The sequence below is a fragment of the Rahnella woolbedingensis genome, assembly GCF_003602095.1.
GTDB classification, from domain to species: Bacteria; Pseudomonadota; Gammaproteobacteria; order Enterobacterales; family Enterobacteriaceae; genus Rahnella; species Rahnella woolbedingensis.
In genome coordinates this window covers 174,200-189,004 of the sequence record NZ_RAHH01000011.1, presented here as the reverse complement: position 1 = coordinate 189,004, position 14,805 = coordinate 174,200, and the positions used below count along the sequence as shown (strand labels likewise).

Sequence of the window (14,805 nt, the reverse complement as noted above, 5' to 3'; positions counted from 1 at the left end):
AGGGGAGGCGGGGAGGGGGTTTTAATGGCATCTCCCCCTCCCTACGACATGATTTCATGCATTTTTCCTCATCCCCGTAATACGCATCCGGCCCGTGTTTACGGCTGAAGTGTTTTTGCAGCAGGTAATCATCCATCGGGGTTTGGTTGCGCCGGATTGAGCCGGTGATCCATGCCATTTTGGCGACTTCTTCCAACACGACGGCGTTGTGAACCGCCTGCTCAGGCGTGGTTCCCCAGCAGAACGGGCCGTGCTGGGCGACCAGAATGCCGGGCATATGCAGCGGGTCGGTGCCGCTCAGTGCTTCGACTATCACTTTGCCGGTTTCCAGTTCATATTCCCCGTTCACTTCGTGGTGCGACAACGGTCGCGTACAAGGGATCGCACCGGCAAAATAATCGGCGTGCGTGGTGCCGAGCGGCGGGATGGCAATACCGGCCTGCGCCCACGATGTCGCATACGTAGAATGGGTATGCACGATGCCGCCAAGCTGCGGGAAACGGGCGTAAAGCTCAAGATGCGTGGCGGTGTCGGAGGACGGTTTGTAGTGCCCTTCCACCACTTCGCCTTGCAGGTTCAGCACCACCATGTCGCTGGCCTGCATTTTTTCATATTCAACACCGCTCGGCTTGATGACCACCAGTCCGCGCTCGCGGTCGATACCGCTGACGTTACCCCAGGTAAAGGTCACCAGACCAAAGGCAGGCAGCGCCATATTGGCCTCGAAAACAGATTGTTTCAGTGTGTCCGTCATACTGTTTCCTCCATATTCAGCCCGGCTTTCTGCATTTTATCGACCACCCAGGCGCGCGCATTACGCACTTCCTGCAGCGGATCAGCAGCGGTTTCGCTCCACATCTCGATCAGATAAGGCCCGCGATAGCCGCTTTTTTGCAGCGTGGCAAAACAGCGCTCAAATTCCACGACACCACTGCCGAACGGTACGTTTTTAAACACGCCGGGCTGCGTATCTTTAATATGCACGGCGACGATATGTCCTGCGCCGCTTGCCAGTTCCATCTGCACGTCATTGTCCCACGCCGACAAATTGCCGATGTCAGGATAAAGCTGAAACCACGGATTATTCAGGTAGTGCGTGTAACCGAGCGCTTTACTGATCGAATTCATCAGCGGGTAATCCATGATTTCCATCGCCAGCGTGACCTGCACGCGGCTGGCCATTTCGACCGATTCCTGCAAACCGTCGCGAAAACGTTCGCGGGTATGGTCGTTGGCCTGCTGGTAATAGACGTCGTAACCGGCGAGCTGGATCACGCGGATACCTAAATCCTGCGCCAGCACGATGGCTTTGCGCATGATTTCCAGTCCGTGATTACGGGTTTCATCGTCTTCTGCCCCGAGCGGAAACCGCCGGTGTGCGCTCAGGCACATCGACGGAATACGGATGCCAGTGCGCGAAATCGCGTCCACCACGCTCAGTCTTTGCTCGCGTGACCAGTCAAGCCGCGCCAGCCGGTTGTCGCTTTCATCCACCGACATCTCGACGAAATCAAAGCCCAGCTCTTTGGCTATGGTCAGACGCTTCAGCCAGTCTTCTCCGGCTGGCAGCGCTTTTTCGTAGATCCCGAGTGGAACGGCTTTATGCATCATGCGCGGTTCCTTAGCCCCAGAGCTGGCGGATGGATTTTTTGAACTGACGCGCCGCATCAACCGGATCTTTCGCATCACGGATACTGCGTCCGGCAATGAAAACGTGTACCGGAATGTCTTTAAACAGCGGCAAATCTTCCAGTGCAAGCCCGCCGGTGATGGTGACTTTAAAGCCCATGCCGGAAAGACGTTTAATCGCCGTGATATCAGCATCGCTCCACGCCACACCGGCGGCCTGCGCGTCGCGGCTGCGGTGATAGACCACCTGCTGGATGCCGGCGTCGTGCCATTCTTGCGCCTGTTCCCAGGTCCAGAAACCGGTCAGCTCAATCTGCACGTCGCCGTTGAATTCCTTCGCCACTTCCAGCGCGCCTTTGGTGGTGTTGATATCGGCACAGCAAATTACCGTCACCCAGTCGGCGTTGGCTTCAAAGCACATGCGCGAGAGGATTTTTCCGGCATCGGCGATTTTCGCATCAGCCAGCACGATTTTTTCCGGATACAGCGCTTTAAGATCACGCACCGCCCGCACGCCTTCTGCGACACACAAAATGGTGCCGACTTCGATAATGTCGACTTCGCTGGCGATCAGACGCGTGGTTTTGTAAGCGTCAGCCATTGACTGGTTATCCAGCGCCACCTGCAACATCGGTAATGAATGAGACATAATGAATTCCTTCTCTGCTAACGAATTAGTGAACCGCCGCGGCGGAAGTCTGGTCGATCAAATCCAGCACCTGCTGCGCGGTGGTACAGGCGCGCAGGCGGTCAAAATTGGCTTCGTCATCAAACAGGTTCACCACCTGCATAATGCCGATTTCCTGATGCACGTTGGAATCCACCGCCGCCAGCGTGATAAGGATATCCACCGGATCGCTATCCTCATGGTTAAACACCAGCGGCGTTTTCAGCGTCACCAGCGCGAAGCCGGTTTTCAGCACACCTTCTTCCGGACGGCCATGCGGCATCGCCAGACCCGGCGCTATGACGAAATACGGCCCGAACTGTTTCACGCCATCCAGGATTGCCTGGTAATAACGCGGCTCAACCACACCGGCTTCCACCAGCATATCGACGCCAATTTTCACGGCGTCCTGCCAGGTTTCTGCTTCTGCGTTGAGGCGAATTGAGTTGTTTTCAGCCAGTGAATCTCGCAGCTTCATAAATCACTCCTTACTTTTTCAGCGACGACGAAAAATGCGCGTTAATCACTTCCATCACTTTCGGGCCAAAATCTGCCGCCGATAGCATGTTGCGCACGCCAACCACATATTTATTGCCGCTGACGGTGATTTCATCCGCCACGTGAGTGGATGCGACAATAATGTCGGCTCCGCTCAGTTCTGATTTGTATTCCCCCACCGCGCAACTGTTCATGGTGTGATCCACGCCTTCCTGCGTCAGAAACTGACCGATTTTCATCTTCATGATCATCGAACTGCCCTGTCCGCAACCGCATACCGCCAGAATTCGTACTGTCATGGGAACCTCGTTGATTTTTAAAAACCATTAATGAGAAGTGGACTGATTAAGTGCCTGTTTTTCAGCGTCTTCTTCAGCACGCAATGTGCGACCGGCGAAGAACATGTAGAGCAATGCGATCACCGCGATGACGCCCATAAAGGCCATGCCGATGCTGAAGAAGCCCTGCATCATTGGCGGTGCCAGAATCGACCAGTCGGCCATGCCCATCCAGGCGCTCAGGCCGGTGAGTTTGATGGCCCAGACGCAGCCGAAGATTTCGATCATCCCCATCACCAGACAAATTTTCAGCGCCGCGCGCCAGCCGCCGAAGTGGTTGGCGAACACGCCAATGGTGGCGTTGGAGAAGAACATCGGAATGAAACCGGGAATGATCATGATGGAAGAACCCATGCCAAACAGAATGGCGACGGCAATCAGCTGGCCGATGGTGCCCCACATAAAGCCCCAGACCACTGCGTTCGGCGCAAAGCTATAGATAGCCGCGCAGTCGATCGCCAGAACTGCACCTGGGATCAGGCGCTGGGAAATGCCGTTAAAGGCTTCCGTCAGTTCAGCGACGAACATACGCACGCCCTGAATAATGATGAAAATCGCCACCGCAAACATCAGACCGGTTTGCAGGATGTAAATCGTCCAGTGGGTTTTACCGGCCATTTGCTGCAAGGTATCGAGGCCGAAGGAACAAAGAATAATGCCGAAGAATACGGTCATTACGATGGCAGTGGAGACGATGTTATCGTGAAAAATATTCAGCCAGCCCGGCAGTTTCAGGTCTTCCACGCTCTCTTCTTTCTTGCCCAGATATGGCGCGATTTTATAGGCAATCCATGAGGCAAATTGCTGCTGGTGACCAATCGAGAAACCGCTGTTTTCGGTCACGGACTGCGTCGGTTTGTACATCATGTTCGACGTAATGCCCCAGTACAGCGATACCAGGATTGCCGTCGACCAGATAGTGGTCCACATCGGATAACCCATGATGAAGAAGAACACCGCAATCAGCCCAGCCTGCTGGAACATGATGTGCCCGGTGAGCATGATGGTGCGAATGCCGGTAATACGGCGGAAGACCACCATCAGAATATTCAGACCGAGTGCGATAAGCACCGCATACCCGACCCAACTGTAGGCGTCGCCCATACGCTCGACCGTGGCCATCATCGAGGCGTAGGTATCTGATATCGCACCGTTGATGTGGTAAACCTCTGAGAGTTTTGCCACCACCGGTTTGAACGTACCGGTCAGAATGCCGGACCCGGCCTGCAGCAACATAAAGCCGATAATGGTTTTGATCGTGCCTTTGATGATCACCGTCGCGCTCTTCCTGAGCAGGATGTAACCGAGCATGGTCACAATACCCAACAGCAACGGCGCGTTGGTCATTACCTGATTAAAAAATACGGTGAAGATGGTGTAGAGGAATTCCATAAGACTCTCCGTCTGACCTTGTTTGATCTTCCTGGCGCTGCACAACACGCTAAAAGTGAGGGACAGACGCACTCTAATGCTCACATCAAATCAGATAAAGATTCACAATGATTATTTGTGAGCAATCTCGCAAGATATCGTCATTGCCATGAATTCATCGGATAATGGATAACCTAATATTAACGATATATTTCAATAATATAATTATATTATGAATCATAATTTCGCACTTCAGCCTGCCTCATCCGCACAGACCACATTGCGGATAACGAGAGAAAAATCTGCTCTTAAATCATTGTAACAATGAATTTTCAGTGATAACTTCCTCACCATAAAATCATATGTAATCACATAATGATTTATTATGACGCAATATTTCAAACCCAACTCAGATGAGGGAATACCATGAGCAAAGTAGAAACGATCAGCCGCGAGTCCTGGATCCTCAGTACTTTCCCGGAATGGGGCACCTGGTTAAACGAAGAAATCGAGCAGGAAAAAGTCGCACCGGGCACGTTTGCCATGTGGTGGCTGGGCTGTACGGGGATCTGGCTGAAGTCTGAGGGCGGCGCGAATATCTGCGTCGATTTATGGTGCGGCGTCGGCAAGCAAAATCACAGCAGTCCGCTGATGAAAACCGGCCACCAGATGCAGCGCATGGCGGGCGTGAAGAAGCTTCAGCCTAACCTGCGCACCACGCCGTTTGTGCTCGATCCCTTTGCTATCCGTGAGATCGACGCGGTGTTATCCACACACGATCACAACGATCATATCGATGTGAACGTCGCCGCCGCCGTCATGCAAAACTGTTCTGCCGATGTGCCGTTTATCGGTCCGCAAACCTGCGTAGATTTATGGATAAGCTGGGGCGTTCCTGCCAGCCGCTGCATCGTGATGACACCTGGCAAAGTAGTGCGGATCAAAGACGTGGAAATTCACGCGCTGGATTCCTTCGACCGCACGGTGCTGATCACCCTTCCCGCTGACCAGAAAGCCGCTGGCGTACTGCCGGATATGATGGATCAGCGTGCGGTGAATTATCTGTTCAAAACGCCGGGCGGAAACCTGTATCACAGCGGCGATTCCCATTATTCCAACTACTATGCTAAGCACGGTAACGAGTATCAGATTGACGTGGCACTAGGTTCTTATGGTGAGAACCCGCGCGGCGTGACCGACAAAATGACCAGCGTCGATATGCTGCGCATGGCGGAATCACTGAATACCAAAGTCGTTATTCCGTTCCACCACGACATCTGGTCGAATTTCCAGGCCGATCCGCAGGAAATCCGCATGCTGTGGGAGATGAAAAAAGATCGCCTGAAATACGGCTTCAAGCCGTTTATCTGGCAGGTCGGCGGTAAATTCACGTATCCAAATGATAAGGATAATTTCGAATATCATTATCCGCGTGGATTCGAAGATTGCTTTACGACAGAAACAGATCTGCCGTTTAAATCGTTCCTCTAATACAAAATTTAATGAAGCGGAGGAATTCACTCCGCTTTTTCATTAACAATGTAATTGCCATTACTGCTCGTTTATAATCATGGAATAATCATTGAACGATTTTGCCCGGAGCCACCATGACTGAGCCACAACGCCACAATGCCATTCTCGATCTCCTGCAACGTCAGGGGCAGATTTCCGTCGCGGATGTGATTGATCACTTTGATATCTCACCGGCCACGGCACGTCGTGACATCACCAAGCTCAACGAACTGGGCAAATTGCGTAAAGTGCGCAACGGCGCTGAGGCCGTGAATCAGCCGCGCCAGAACTGGACGCCGCTGAACATCCATCAGACCCACAATCTCAACGAGAAAATGCGCATCGCCAAAGCGGCCGCCGGACTTTGCCAGCCGGGTGAAAGCGTGGTGATCAACTGCGGGTCGACGGCGTTTTTGTTAGGCCGCGAAATGTGCGGGAAAGATATTCAGGTCATCACCAATTATCTGCCGCTGGCCAATTATCTGATTGAGCAGGAACACGACAGCGTGGTGATCATGGGCGGTCAGTATAATAAAAGTCAGTCTATTACCCTGGCCCCTCAGGACGGCGACGCCAGCCTGTATGCCGGACACTGGATGTTCACCAGCGGCGCAGGGCTGACCACTGACGGCCTGTATAAAACCGACATGCTGACGGCGATGGCTGAGCAGAAGATGCTGAATTATGTGGGAAATTTGGCGGCACTGGTCGACAGCAGCAAAATCGGCCAGCGCGCTGGCATGCTCTTTAGCCGCACTGAGCAGATCAACGTGCTGATCACCGGTAAAGAAGCTGACAGTAAAATTATCGAACAATTACGCCAGAAAGGCGTGAAAGTCATTCTGGTTTAAGCATTACCCCTTCACTTTCTCTGGTCTTCGTCGTGCGATTATTGGGTAGAATGACGGCATATCCTTTTATGAGGCACGACCAGAATGGAACAATTTGAAGCAATCAGCGTAGAAAAAGCGCATTCCCGCCTGACATCAGGTGAAGCCGTGATGGTCGATATCCGTGACCCGCAAAGCTTTGGCGCAGCCCATGCACCGGGCGCTTATCATCTGAGCAATGACAGCCTGCCCGCCTTTATCCAGCAGGCTGACGCTAAAACGCCGGTGCTGGTGATGTGCTATCACGGCATCAGCAGCCGTGGCGCCGCGCAATTCCTGATTTCTCAGGGTTTCGAATCGGTGTACAGCGTTGACGGCGGTTTCGAAGCCTGGTCAAAAACCTTCCCGCAAGATATCGAAGCCTGATCCCTCCCTTTATTTGCTTACGGCGCAGGCTATAGTCTTTATAGGACGAGTCTTTATAACCAGGATAATAGATTTGCGCCGAAAATGTTCTTAAGCTGAAAAAGCTACCTTTCTCCAGTGTTGATATAATTTCCGCCTACTATCGACAGGATTTCAAGATGAAAAATCTGAACACTTCACGTTCTTTAGGGTTGCGTACGCTCGCTGTTCATGGCGGACAACAGCCCGACAGCCTGACCGGCGCGATTGCTACGCCAATCACCGCCACGTCGGCATTCTCCTATCCGGATTTTGACAGCGGCGCGCTTCGTTTCAGCGGTGAAGAACCGGGCTATATGTACAGCCGTTTCGCCAATCCGACCGTGTCCGTTTTCGAACAAAAAATGGCGGCGCTTGAAGGCGCAGAAACGGCTGTGGCGAGTGCCAGCGGCATGGCGGCGATCAGCGCCACCCTGTTTGCCCTGCTGGTTCCCGGCGATGAAATCATTCACATCGGTACGCTGTATGGCGGCACCGAAGGCGTGGTGCGCAACCTGCTGCCGCGTTACGGCATCAAACCGGTTCACGTCGCGAATGTCAGTGAACTGGAAGCCGCATTCACCAAAAACACCAAAGTGGTGCTGGTGGAAACGCCCGCGAACCCGGGGCTGGATATCGCCGATCTGGCGGAAATCGCACGCCTTTCCAAAGCCGCCGGTGCGGTAAGCGTGGCCGATAACACCTTTGCCACGCCGTACCTGACGCGTCCGCTGGCGCTGGGCATCGATATCGTTTTGCATTCCGCGACCAAATACATCAGCGGTCACGGCGATGCGACCGGCGGCGTAGTGGCCGGTTCTGCGGCGTTAATCACGCCAATCCGCACGTTGGGTCTGAAGCAGTTCGGCGGCAATCTGAGCCCGTTCGAAGCCAGTCTGCTGATCCGCGGCCTGAAAACCCTGCCGCTGCGCGTCGAAGCCAGTTCCCTGAGCGCACAGGCAGTGGCGGAATTCCTCGACGGAAACAGCGCTGTAGACACCGTGTTTTATCCGGGACTGAAACAACATCCGGGACACGACACTGCATCTAAACAAATGAAACTGTTTGGCGGGATTATGGCGATTGAGCTGAAAGGCGGGCTGAATGCGGCGCGGACTTTCCTCGATAAACTGAGCATCATCACCCAGGCGGTTTCGCTCGGCGACACTGATTCGCTGGCGTGCCATCCGGCATCGACCACGCACAGCGCTGTCGCGCCGGAAATCCGCCGTCAGAGCGGAATAACAGACGGACTGGTGCGCATCAGTATCGGTATCGAAGACACAGACGACCTGATAGCCGACCTGCAACAGGCGCTGGAAGGGCTGTAAGTTCTCAAGATTTGCAGCACCGTCCACCGGCGGTGTTGCAAAAGACTTCGATCCCTATCACATCACTACAATTATTCTGTTTCCGGTAATGACACCGCATTCGTAATTTCCCCTTCCCGCCCCTTCTGACGTTATAATCGACTTCCTTGACGCTGGCAGATAAGGTGTTGCCCTAAAATGACGGCAGCAAATCAAACAATTAGGGAAACCGTTTAACGCTATGGTGCGCATTCTAAATCTGAACAATCCCCGTCTCGCTCAGGCGTTTGTCGATTACATGGCAACCCAGGGTTTTACACTGACCATAAAACTTGAAAGTCAGGAGGTTCAGCTCTGGCTGGAGGACGAATCCCGTCTGGAAGAAGCCGAAAAACAGGTCGCGCTGTTTGTCCGTGACCCGCTGCACCCGCGTTATCAGGAAGCCAGTTGGAAAACCGGAAAAGCGCAGCCGCATTTAAAAATGTCGCACACTCCTTTTCTTAAAAGCCTGCGCAGCCGTGCGGGCCCGCTGACCATCGGCATGATCGTCTTATGTCTGGCGGTGTTTATCGTGCAACAAATGGTCGGTGACGAATTAGTCATGAGCTGGCTGGCGTGGCCGGACAGTTCGCGCGTCTTCCAGGTCTGGCGCTGGTTCACACCTGCCCTGATGAATTTCTCCTTTGTTGCGCTCCTGATCAACCTGGCCTGGTGGTGGTATCTGGCCAGCCAGATTGAAATGCATCTGGGCAGCGGAAAACTATTCACCGTCACCTTAATTTCTGCGTTAATCAGCGGCTGGGGCCAGTCGATGGTCAGCGGCGTCTGGTTTGGCGGATTGTCGGGCGTGGTGTATGCACTGATGGGTTACGCCTGGCTGACCGGGCAGCTGAAACCGGAAAGTCGCTTGTACGTGCCCGGCGGGTTGCTGGTCATTTCTCTGATCTTAATGTTCATCGGTTATGCCACAGGTGGCGCAGCCGTGGCTAATGCCGCACACGCCTTTGGCCTCGGTCTGGGTCTGGTGATGGCATTTGTTGATACGCGCTCACCGCGCAAAAAACGCAAGTAAGCAGGGGATTCGGGTGAAACAAACACAACGCCATGATGCGATTATCGATTTAGTCCGCCAGCAGGGTTATGTCAGTACCGAAGAGCTGGTGGAACATTTTGCCGTCAGCCCGCAAACTATTCGCCGTGATCTCAATGACCTGGCCGAACAGAATAAAATTCACCGTCACCACGGCGGTGCGGCATTGCCTTCGAGTTCGGTTAATGCGGCGTACAACGACCGTAAAGTGATGTGGTCAGAAGCGAAAGCGCGCATTGCCGCACGCGTTGCCAGTCAGATCCCCGACGGTTCGACCTTATTTATCGATATCGGCACCACGCCGGAAGCGGTGGCACATGCGCTGCTTAATCATAAAGACCTGCGCATCGTCACGAATAATCTGAACGTCGCCACGCTCTACAGCGCCAAAGATGACTGCCGGCTGTTCCTTGCTGGCGGCGAAGTCCGCGCCCGCGACGGTGGGATCATGGGCGAAGCAACGCTTGATTTCATCTCCCAGTTCCGCCTTGATTACGGCATTCTCGGCATCAGCGGCATTGATATGGACGGTTCACTGCTCGAATTCGACTATCACGAAGCGCGAACCAAACGCGCGATTATCGAAAATTCGCGCTGCGTCATGCTGGTCACCGACCACTCTAAATTTGGCCGTAACGCCATGGTGAACCTCGGTAAAATGGATTTAATCCACTATATGTTTACCGACAAACAGCCGCCGGACAGCGTAAAACGCATCATCGAAAAATACGACGTTCATCTCGAGCTTTGCTGATTTTGCCTTTTTGAGGAGCGCGAAATCCGCGCTCCTGCATTTCGTCCCCTTCTCCCCTCCCTTTAAACGAACAATTTCGAAAAATTCCACGCTTCATCGCGTTCGGTTTCGTTCCCTCTTTGCCGTTTTGCTCGAAACCGACACAGAAATGTTACCTTCATCACGCAAAATTGTTTTTATTTGGTTAACGCTTGGCTTGTTTGTCGATTCTCGATTACAATCGTGAGCGAAAACGAACATAAAAGAGCTATTGCGAACATCTGGAGGAAGATGACGTGGAAACCAAAGACTTGATCGTAATTGGTGGCGGTATTAATGGTACCGGCATCGCAGTAGATGCAGCTGGCCGCGGGCTGTCTGTTCTGCTGCTTGAAGCGCAAGACTTGGCCTGCGCGACCTCTTCGGCCAGTTCGAAACTGATCCACGGTGGCCTGCGCTATCTGGAGCATTACGAATTCCGTCTGGTCAGTGAAGCGCTGGCTGAACGTGAAGTACTGTTGAAAATGGCACCGCATATTGCTTTCCCGATGCGTTTCCGTTTACCGCATCAGCCGCATTTGCGCCCGGCCTGGATGATCCGCGCCGGTCTGTTCCTGTACGACCATCTGGGCAAACGCACCAGCCTGCCGGCCAGTAAAAGCCTGAAATTCGGCAGTGAATCCGTACTGAAACCCGAGCTGACCAAGGGTTTTGAATACTCCGACTGCTGGGTTGATGATGCGCGTTTAGTGGTCGTCAACGCCCAGGAAGTGGAAGAGCGCGGCGGCGAAGTCCGCACCCGCACCCGGGTCACCCGCGCGTGGCGTGAAGACGGCCTGTGGATGGTCGAAGCCGAGGATATCGACACTGGCAAAACCTACACCTGGCGCGCCAAAGGTCTGGTGAATGCCACCGGTCCGTGGGTAAAACACTTCTTCGACGACGGCCTGAAACTAAAATCGCCATACGGCATTCGTCTGATCAAAGGCAGCCATATTGTGGTGCCACGTGCGCACAATCAGCCGCAGGCCTACATTCTGCAAAACGAAGACCATCGTATTGTGTTTGTGATCCCGTGGATGGATGAATTCTCGATCATAGGCACCACCGACGTGGAATATCACGGTGACCCGAAAGACGTGAAAATCGATGATAAAGAAATCGGTTATCTGCTGAAGGTCTACAACGACCACTTTAAGAAACAGCTGACCAACGAAGATATCGTCTGGACTTATTCCGGTGTACGCCCGCTGTGTGATGACGAATCGGATTCACCGCAAGCCGTGACCCGTGACTATACGCTCGACGTTCACGATCAGGACGGCAAAGCACCGCTGCTTTCCGTGTTTGGCGGTAAGCTGACCACCTACCGTAAACTGGCGGAACACGCGCTGGAAAAACTGGTGAAGTACTATCCGAAAGCCGGTCCGGCGTGGACCAAAACGGCCGTGCTGCCTGGCGGTAAGCTGAATGGTGATCGTGATACCTACAGCGCCAACCTGCGCACCCGCTTCAAATGGTTACCGGAATCGCTGGCCCGTCGTTATGCACGCACGTACGGCAGCCAGACGGAGCTTTTCCTTAATGACGCGACCAGCCTGGAATCGCTGGGCGAAGATTTCGGTCATGGTTTCTACGAGGCTGAACTGCGTTATCTGGTGGAAAAAGAGTGGGTTTCACAGCTTGATGATGCCATCTGGCGTCGTACCAAAATCGGCATGTGGCTGGACAAAACCCAGCAGCAACGCGTCGCCGAGTGGCTGGAAACACACAAACAGCAGAAGAAACATTTGTCGCTGGCGTCTTAAAATCATTGGCCCCTCCCTACGGAGGGCGGGTTTTTTAGCTTCCCCCCTGCGAAGCTGTCTCTTGATCAGATCTCCTGATCAAGAGACTTCGCAGGGGAGAGAGCTACATCACTACAACTTCACCGGCTGAATATTCCAGATCTCATCGGCGTATTCCTGAATGGTACGATCCGACGAGAAATACCCCATGTTGGCGATGTTGTGCAGCGTGCGGCGCGTCCACTCTTCCGGCTCTTTATACAGCTCATCGACTTTATCCTGCGTATCGACATAGCTGCGGTAATCCGCGAGTACCTGATAGTGATCCCCGAGATTGACCAGCGTATCGAACAGGTTGGTGTAGCGCTTCGGCTCGGTCGGGCTGAAGACGCCGGTCGCGATTTGTGTCAGTACCTGATGCAGTTCGGCATCCTGCTCGAAGTACGTATGCGGGTTGTAGCCTTTACGGCGTAATTCCTCGACCTGCGGCGTGGTATTGCCGAAGATAAAGATATTCTCCTCGCCCACATGTTCGAGCATTTCGACGTTTGCGCCGTCCAGCGTACCTATAGTCAGCGCGCCGTTCAGGGCAAATTTCATGTTACTGGTGCCGGATGCTTCGGTGCCCGCCAGTGAAATTTGTTCGGAAAGATCGGCCGCCGGGATGATCAGCTGCGCCAGACTGACGCTGTAGTTCGGAATGAAAACGATCTTCAGTTTATTGCCGATACGCGGATCACTATTGATCACCGTCGCCACGTCGTTGATCAGCCGGATGATCTGTTTGGCAGCGTAATAGGCCGATGCGGCTTTACCGGCGAAAATCACCGTGCGTGGTACCCACTCGGCGTCCGGCTCTTCCAGAATACGGTTATAACGCGTGATGACGTGCAACACGTTCATCAGCTGACGTTTGTATTCGTGAATGCGTTTAATCTGCACGTCGAACAGACTTTTCGGATCCACCACAATGTTGAGCTTCTGGGCAATATACAGCGCCAGCCGCTTTTTGTTGTCCAGCTTGGCTTTGCGGATTGCCTGCAGAAAACTCAGGTAATCCAGATTCTGTTTCAGTTCCTCCAGCTGGCTGAGGTCTGAACGCCAGGTCTGACCGATGGCATCATCAATCACCGCCGATAACGGTTTGTTGGCCAGCGCCAGCCAGCGGCGCGGCGTCACGCCGTTGGTTTTATTACAGAAACGGTCCGGATAAATGCGGGCGAAATCAGCAAACAACGACTGCACCATCAGTTCGGAATGCAGCTCGGACACGCCGTTGACTTTATGACTGGCGATGACCGCCAGCCATGCCATGCGCACCTTGCGGCCATTCCCTTCATCGATGATCGAAACACGCGACAGCAGGCCGTTATCGTTGGGGATTTTCTCCGCCACTTCTTTGAGAAAGTGATCGTTAATCTGGAAAATTATCTCCAGATGACGCGGCAGGATCTTGCCAATCATATCCACCGGCCAGGTTTCCAGCGCCTCGCTCATCAGCGTGTGGTTGGTATAAGAAAATACCCGACACACCGTCTCCCACGCGTCTTTCCATTCGAATTTATGCTCGTCGATAAGCAAACGCATCAGCTCAGGGATCGACAGCACCGGGTGCGTGTCGTTGAGGTGTATGGCAATTTTATCGGCCAGATTGTCGTAGGTATGGTGCGTGGTGTAGTGGCGGTTGAGGATGTCCTGCACGGTCGCCGACACCAGGAAATACTCCTGACGCAGACGCAGCTCACGGCCCGAATAGGTCGAGTCGTCGGGATACAGAACGCGCGATACGTTCTCGGAGTGGTTTTTATCTTCCACCGCCGCGAAATAATCGCCCTGATTAAACTTACCCAGATTGATTTCATTACTGGCCTGCGCGCCCCACAAACGCAGCGTGTTGGTGGCGTCAGTGTCGTAACCGGGGATCACCTGGTCATAGGCGCAGGCGATGACTTCTTCGGTTTCCAGCCAGCGGGTTTTGAGGCCTTCATGCTGCACACGACCGCCGAAACGCACTTTATAACGGGTGTTGTAGCGCTGGAATTCCCACGGATTACCGTATTCCAGCCAGTAATCCGGGGCTTCTTTTTGTTCGCCATTGATGATGCTTTGCGCGAACATGCCGTATTCATATCGGATACCGTAACCACGTCCCGGCAGCGCCAGCGTGGCCAGCGAATCGAGGAAACACGCCGCCAGCCTTCCGAGGCCGCCATTGCCCAAACCGGGGTCATTTTCTTCGCCGATCAGTTCTTCGAGATCAAAGCCCATTTCATCAAGCGCGCTTTTCAGGTCGTCATAAATGCCCATCGCCAGCAGCGCATTGGAAAGTGTGCGTCCGATGAGAAATTCCATCGACAGATAATAAACTTGCCGCACATCCTGTGAGGTCTGCGCCCGATTGGATCGCAGCCAGCGTTCCACCATACGATCGCGCACCGCAAATAATGTGGCGTTCAGCCAGTCATGTTGCGTCGCAATGGAAGGATCTTTGCCGATAATAAACATCAGTTTATAAGCAATAGAATGCTTGAGCGCTTCGACACTGACTGTCGGTGAGTTGTAATTAAACGGTGAAGTCATAACGTTACATTCCCGA

Annotated in this window: 13 protein-coding genes and 1 pseudogene; 7 read left to right on the top strand and 7 right to left on the bottom strand. The window is 53.5% G+C overall.

The window, feature by feature from the left end:
* Positions 1 to 67: 67 nt before the first annotated feature.
* The 6 genes and pseudogenes from D6C13_RS11635 to ulaA all read right to left on the bottom strand — a co-directional run.
* Positions 68 to 754, bottom strand: a pseudogene (locus tag D6C13_RS11635) (L-ribulose-5-phosphate 4-epimerase); the annotation flags it as partial.
* Positions 751 to 1,611: an L-ribulose-5-phosphate 3-epimerase gene (locus D6C13_RS11630; RefSeq protein WP_120132904.1), complete on the bottom strand. Its 861-nt coding sequence runs from the start codon at positions 1,609 to 1,611 to the stop codon at positions 751 to 753. The gene D6C13_RS11630 and the pseudogene D6C13_RS11635, both read right to left, overlap by 4 nt.
* Positions 1,612 to 1,621: 10 nt before the next feature.
* Complete coding sequence (locus D6C13_RS11625) at positions 1,622 to 2,278, bottom strand: 3-keto-L-gulonate-6-phosphate decarboxylase UlaD (protein ID WP_120132903.1); 657 nt, start codon at positions 2,276 to 2,278, stop codon at positions 1,622 to 1,624.
* Between the two features lie 25 nt (positions 2,279 to 2,303).
* Positions 2,304 to 2,774 (bottom strand): PTS ascorbate transporter subunit IIA, encoded by a 471-nt coding sequence (gene ulaC, locus D6C13_RS11620; protein WP_120132902.1) that lies wholly within the window; start codon positions 2,772 to 2,774, stop codon positions 2,304 to 2,306.
* A 10-nt stretch (positions 2,775 to 2,784) separates the two neighbouring features.
* Positions 2,785 to 3,093 carry a PTS ascorbate transporter subunit IIB gene (gene ulaB, locus D6C13_RS11615; protein WP_120132901.1) on the bottom strand — a complete coding sequence of 103 codons (309 nt, stop codon included), beginning with the start codon at positions 3,091 to 3,093 and terminating at the stop codon, positions 2,785 to 2,787.
* A gap of 27 nt (positions 3,094 to 3,120) precedes the next feature.
* Positions 3,121 to 4,524, bottom strand: coding sequence for a PTS ascorbate transporter subunit IIC (ulaA, locus tag D6C13_RS11610; protein WP_120132900.1), 1,404 nt, complete (start codon positions 4,522 to 4,524; stop codon positions 3,121 to 3,123).
* A 405-nt stretch (positions 4,525 to 4,929) separates the two neighbouring features.
* Here ulaA and ulaG point away from each other — a divergent pair, with 405 nt between their 5' ends.
* The 7 genes from ulaG to glpD all read left to right on the top strand — a co-directional run bounded on the left by ulaG (position 4,930) and on the right by glpD (position 12,230).
* Complete coding sequence (gene ulaG, locus D6C13_RS11605; protein WP_120132899.1) at positions 4,930 to 5,994, top strand: L-ascorbate 6-phosphate lactonase; 1,065 nt, start codon at positions 4,930 to 4,932, stop codon at positions 5,992 to 5,994.
* Positions 5,995 to 6,110: 116 nt separating this feature from the next.
* On the top strand, positions 6,111 to 6,866 hold the full coding sequence (gene ulaR / locus D6C13_RS11600) for an HTH-type transcriptional regulator UlaR (RefSeq protein WP_120132898.1): 756 nt from the start codon (positions 6,111 to 6,113) through the stop codon (positions 6,864 to 6,866).
* An 84-nt stretch (positions 6,867 to 6,950) separates the two neighbouring features.
* Positions 6,951 to 7,271: a thiosulfate sulfurtransferase GlpE gene (gene glpE, locus D6C13_RS11595; protein WP_120132897.1), complete on the top strand. Its 321-nt coding sequence runs from the start codon at positions 6,951 to 6,953 to the stop codon at positions 7,269 to 7,271.
* Positions 7,272 to 7,429: 158 nt separating this feature from the next.
* Positions 7,430 to 8,620: a trans-sulfuration enzyme family protein gene (locus tag D6C13_RS11590; RefSeq protein WP_120132896.1), complete on the top strand. Its 1,191-nt coding sequence runs from the start codon at positions 7,430 to 7,432 to the stop codon at positions 8,618 to 8,620.
* Positions 8,621 to 8,840: 220 nt separating this feature from the next.
* Positions 8,841 to 9,671: a rhomboid family intramembrane serine protease GlpG gene (glpG, locus tag D6C13_RS11585; protein ID WP_120132895.1), complete on the top strand. Its 831-nt coding sequence runs from the start codon at positions 8,841 to 8,843 to the stop codon at positions 9,669 to 9,671.
* Positions 9,672 to 9,684: 13 nt separating this feature from the next.
* Positions 9,685 to 10,443 (top strand): DeoR/GlpR family transcriptional regulator, encoded by a 759-nt coding sequence (locus D6C13_RS11580; protein ID WP_120132894.1) that lies wholly within the window; start codon positions 9,685 to 9,687, stop codon positions 10,441 to 10,443.
* 275 nt (positions 10,444 to 10,718) lie between these two features.
* Positions 10,719 to 12,230 (top strand): glycerol-3-phosphate dehydrogenase, encoded by a 1,512-nt coding sequence (glpD, locus tag D6C13_RS11575; protein ID WP_120132893.1) that lies wholly within the window; start codon positions 10,719 to 10,721, stop codon positions 12,228 to 12,230.
* 111 nt (positions 12,231 to 12,341) lie between these two features.
* Here glpD and glgP read toward each other — a convergent pair whose 3' ends face one another.
* Positions 12,342 to 14,789, bottom strand: a complete 2,448-nt coding sequence (gene glgP / locus D6C13_RS11570; RefSeq protein ID WP_120132892.1) for a glycogen phosphorylase — start codon at positions 14,787 to 14,789, stop codon at positions 12,342 to 12,344.
* Positions 14,790 to 14,805: the final 16 nt, after the last annotated feature.

Coding starts and splice junctions, on each gene's coding strand:
- glgP (WP_120132892.1), bottom strand. CDS start 14,789: ATGACTTCACCGTTTAATTACAACTCACCGACAGTCAGTGTCGAAGCG.
- ulaA (WP_120132900.1), bottom strand. CDS start 4,524: ATGGAATTCCTCTACACCATCTTCACCGTATTTTTTAATCAGGTAATG.
- D6C13_RS11625 (WP_120132903.1), bottom strand. CDS start 2,278: ATGTCTCATTCATTACCGATGTTGCAGGTGGCGCTGGATAACCAGTCA.
- D6C13_RS11590 (WP_120132896.1), top strand. CDS start 7,430: ATGAAAAATCTGAACACTTCACGTTCTTTAGGGTTGCGTACGCTCGCT.
- glpG (WP_120132895.1), top strand. CDS start 8,841: ATGGTGCGCATTCTAAATCTGAACAATCCCCGTCTCGCTCAGGCGTTT.
- glpE (WP_120132897.1), top strand. CDS start 6,951: ATGGAACAATTTGAAGCAATCAGCGTAGAAAAAGCGCATTCCCGCCTG.
- ulaC (WP_120132902.1), bottom strand. CDS start 2,774: ATGAAGCTGCGAGATTCACTGGCTGAAAACAACTCAATTCGCCTCAAC.
- ulaG (WP_120132899.1), top strand. CDS start 4,930: ATGAGCAAAGTAGAAACGATCAGCCGCGAGTCCTGGATCCTCAGTACT.
- ulaB (WP_120132901.1), bottom strand. CDS start 3,093: ATGACAGTACGAATTCTGGCGGTATGCGGTTGCGGACAGGGCAGTTCG.
- D6C13_RS11630 (WP_120132904.1), bottom strand. CDS start 1,611: ATGATGCATAAAGCCGTTCCACTCGGGATCTACGAAAAAGCGCTGCCA.
- ulaR (WP_120132898.1), top strand. CDS start 6,111: ATGACTGAGCCACAACGCCACAATGCCATTCTCGATCTCCTGCAACGT.